This is a genomic window from Bartonella sp. MR30HLJHH, assembly GCF_042194195.1.
Taxonomy (GTDB): domain Bacteria; phylum Pseudomonadota; class Alphaproteobacteria; order Rhizobiales; family Rhizobiaceae; genus Bartonella; species Bartonella grahamii.
The window spans coordinates 1-3516 of sequence record NZ_JBHIMO010000052.1 but is presented as its reverse complement, the minus strand read 5'-3'; the positions used below and the strand labels follow the sequence as shown (position 1 = coordinate 3516).

The following is a 3516-nucleotide window of genomic DNA, read 5'->3' as shown; positions in this document are numbered from 1 at the left end:
TTTCATGATTTGCTACCCCAAATTCTGATCACTGGTGTGGCTTTCGGATAGGGGAGGGACGGCAAAACTATGGTGATGCCTGCTTTTAAAATGGGTCCATAGTCTGCAAGCCCCAAATTCGCTGCATAGACGCGTTCAACAGCAAGCGCTTGTTGACCTTTGGCATAGTATTTCCAGCAAATGGCATCCACCATATCGCCATCTTTGGTCATATAAAGGTCACTCATAGGTCTTCACCATACTCTCTCAATTTTATTGTAAATTCTTGTTTTTTGGGGGTGCCGTTATGATGAAAAACGCTTTGTTTTTCCTCTACAGAAAGAATGACAAACTTACCTAAGATTTTGCCTTGACCGGTCACAAGAATGTGAGGTCCCATATGCGCTATTTGTCGCAAATATTCGAGCTGTCTGTGACCACCTTTGAAATCTGGATAAATCACGCCTGCCAAAGAAAACTCCGCATTTGCAACAGCTGGCAATTGAAGAGCAGCCTTTCTCCCCAATCGCCCTTGCTCTACCCATGGAACCCCATAAGACATATCAAGTGTTTGATAAGCTGCTGTTTCAATCGAAAAAATAAAACCACCTAAAGCTAACATCATGGTATTTAATCCGAAAGGCTAGAGGCTATGGCTAAACGTTGCTGTTTTGCATAGCGTTCAAGTGCTTGATTGACAGCGTCTCTGATTTCGTCCTTGAGACCATTTGGTACTGAAATATTGAGATTTGTAATGGTTACACGGGCGTCTACTTCAACGGGTTTATGAACCGTAATGGGCTTTGGAGCTTTAAAGGCACCCACTTTATTTGTTGCCTGCATTTGTCCTGTTTCAACGACACTTGTATTAAAACCACTCTTGCGTTTTTCAGGCGGGGTATTTGTAACCACTACTGTATCCAGCATTTTTTTTGCCCGTGCATTGGTTTCATTGGTAAAGGTTTTAATCGTCTCCGTTGAAGTCTTATTGATTGAGACATTAAACCCTAACTTTTCTTTCATCCAATTAGGCATCCAGCTGGTTAATTTGCTTATCATGCCGCTAAACCATTCAGACAGAGCATTCCATTGGCTTTTGATGCCGTCCCACAAGCTACCAATGAGATTGGAACCTGCTTCCATTAAATCGATGCCAAACAGCCACTCAATCAATGCATTGATTTTTTTCGAAATCCAAGAGAGTGGTGAAAAGTTTTTAAAGAGCGTCAAGAGGTTATTGAAAACGTTACTACATAAGCTCGCAAAAGAATTCCACAAGTTGCTTATGAAGCTTACTACCGTATCCCAATTTTTGTAGAGCAGATATCCAACTCCAACAAGGGCAGCAATACCAGCCATTATCCAGCCGATAGGAGTGGTCATGATTGCGATACCAAGCGATATAAAAGCAGAACCAACGGCAGTTATTGCCGAAATCAGTGTTCCTACAAGAGTTAAAGCAAAACTGGCAACTGCAGAAGCAGCTGAGGCTAATGCTGAAAGCAGTGATCTTCCCAGAGTAGCAGAAAATCTAATAAAAGCTTTATCTGCTGCGATTATTTTTGAGAGCAGGGATTTTCCAAGATTTGCAGCCAGACCGGTAATTTTAGAACCAACGGAAGTGAAGGCTGAAAGCACTGGTCCTGAAAGAGCGAAAGCAAGCCTGATAAAAACTGCGCTTACTATGGCTAGTGATGTAAGCAGCCAGCCATTGATTTTGTCCCAATTTTTATAAAGCAGATATCCAGCTCCAACAAGAGCTGCGATGCCGCCAATTAGCCAACCGATAGGTGTCGTCATTATAGTATAGCCAAGTGTGACAAACGCTGCTCCCGCTGCGGCTAATGCGGCAATGAGTGGACCAAAAATGAACGAACCAAGTGCCACAAGTCCTACCTTGAAAAGGGTTATTTCACCAATCAGAGGTTCTAGCCATTGGAACCAGCCTTTAATTCTCTCTGTGAGATCACTGATGCCTTTTCTTAAATCGGAGGTAGGGTTAAGCAAATCATTAAGGACTTTTTTTAAGGTTTTTGCCCAGCTCGCAACGGTTGTTTGAATGAGGTCGCGGTTTTCATCAATCAACTTTGAAAAACCGTCAATCATATCATTAATCACGGGCATGAAACGGGCGCCAATAAAGCTCGCGATACCGCCTATTTTTTTCTTAAAAGCACCAAGCTTATCACTCAAATCTGCTGCATAGCGTGCAACATCGGCACCTATGAGCCATTTTCCTTTTCGCGCCTTTGCAAACAGCTCTTTGATAGGCGCCATGCCTTGTGCAAGCATGGTCGCCATTTCTTTACCATCGCCCCCAAACAGCAGAGCGGCAATATGCTGTCTTTGTGCTTGATTTTTCATCTTACTCATCTTGTCGGTAATTTCTTCCAACAAAGCCGAATTTGATTTGAGTTTTCCAGAGGCATCTTTTACCGAAATACCAAGTGCCTCAAAGCCCATAATGCCTCTTTTTTGTCCAGCATATGCTTGCGCAGAACGCCTATTTAAAGTTGCTAGAGATTGTTGAAAAAGTTCAGCAGAATATCCTGAATTATCGGCTGCATCGCCCCATAATTGAAGCGATGCAACACTCATCCCCAAATGGCGTGATGCGTGATGAAGACTATCCCCCAGATGCATGGTTTTCATGGTGAGGGCGGCTACACTTGCCACAAGACCACCACCAGCAAGCCCTAAGACACCGGTAAAGACCGAAGCACGGCTTGCCGCCACTCCAAGAGCACTTTGAACGCCATGAAGGCTTTTTGTCATGTTTTTGACAGCAGCAGAAAAGCGCGGAATACCCAAACTATGTGAGAGTGTTTTAGACAATGTATCGAATTTTTTTTGTACACGTTTAAGAGGCGCGGTGAGTTTGTCTTCAAGAGACAGTTTCACCTTTGCATCAGCAACTTTTTCACTCATTTTGTCTTATACCTTTCTGCTGCTTGTTTTCGCCAGAATATGAGTTCTTGCGGTTCCATTTCCATCATCTTTGAAAGGGACCAATGGAACACAATGGTAATATCGGCTATGAGTTTAGCGGCGTTTTCCCAGTCGAGGTATCCCGCCGCTTGATAAAAGACTCCAAAATCTCTCCAATGCTCGACAAGTCATTAATATCGAGTTCTCCAACCGCTTCATGTGCCCATCCAGAAAGGCGTGCAACCATAGCAATTGTTTGCTCTATGCCTTCTTTTTTGTCGATTGCTTGCACATCTTTTGTTTTGGGGCGCTGTAAGGTAATTGTGGTGTGCTCTTTTCCCTCAAAAGTAACAGGTATCAATAATTTATGTGTAATGCTTGTTTGTACTGTCATTTTTATAATCCTAAGTTTTCTCTATGATCTGCTAATTGATTGACGCCATTGAATCTCCTCACCATGTTGAGGGCGTCTATCTCAACAATTTCAACGTCCTTCTGGACATATTTGAAATACTGTAATGTGAATGTTGCTGTGGATGTTGCTTTGCTCCCCGGTTGCCATTCTGCCATTTCAAAGCCTTTGCATAGTCCTCTCATGGTAATGACAAC

Annotated in this window: 6 protein-coding genes; all 6 read right to left on the bottom strand. The window is 43.1% G+C overall.

All coding sequences use genetic code 11. From position 1 onward, the window contains the following. Positions 1 to 2: 2 nt before the first annotated feature. Positions 3 to 227, bottom strand: coding sequence for a tail protein X (locus ACFIKR_RS09055; RefSeq protein WP_375659613.1), 225 nt, complete (start codon positions 225 to 227; stop codon positions 3 to 5). Then, a complete protein-coding gene (locus ACFIKR_RS09050; protein WP_006589081.1) occupies positions 224 to 604 on the bottom strand; it encodes a phage tail protein in 381 nt (126 codons plus the stop codon). The genes ACFIKR_RS09055 and ACFIKR_RS09050 overlap by 4 nt, the downstream gene beginning before the upstream one ends. Before the next feature lie 5 nt (positions 605 to 609). Then, positions 610 to 2907 (bottom strand): phage tail tape measure protein, encoded by a 2298-nt coding sequence (locus tag ACFIKR_RS09045; protein ID WP_375659612.1) that lies wholly within the window; start codon positions 2905 to 2907, stop codon positions 610 to 612. Then, complete coding sequence (locus tag ACFIKR_RS09040) at positions 2904 to 2966, bottom strand: hypothetical protein (RefSeq protein WP_234924827.1); 63 nt, start codon at positions 2964 to 2966, stop codon at positions 2904 to 2906. The genes ACFIKR_RS09045 and ACFIKR_RS09040 overlap by 4 nt, the downstream gene beginning before the upstream one ends. A 47-nt stretch (positions 2967 to 3013) precedes the next feature. Further along, positions 3014 to 3301, bottom strand: a complete 288-nt coding sequence (locus ACFIKR_RS09035; protein ID WP_375659611.1) for a phage tail assembly protein — start codon at positions 3299 to 3301, stop codon at positions 3014 to 3016. Positions 3302 to 3303: 2 nt separating this feature from the next. Beyond that, a partial coding sequence (locus ACFIKR_RS09030; RefSeq protein WP_375659610.1) for a phage major tail tube protein occupies positions 3304 to 3516 on the bottom strand: 213 nt, incomplete at its 5' end.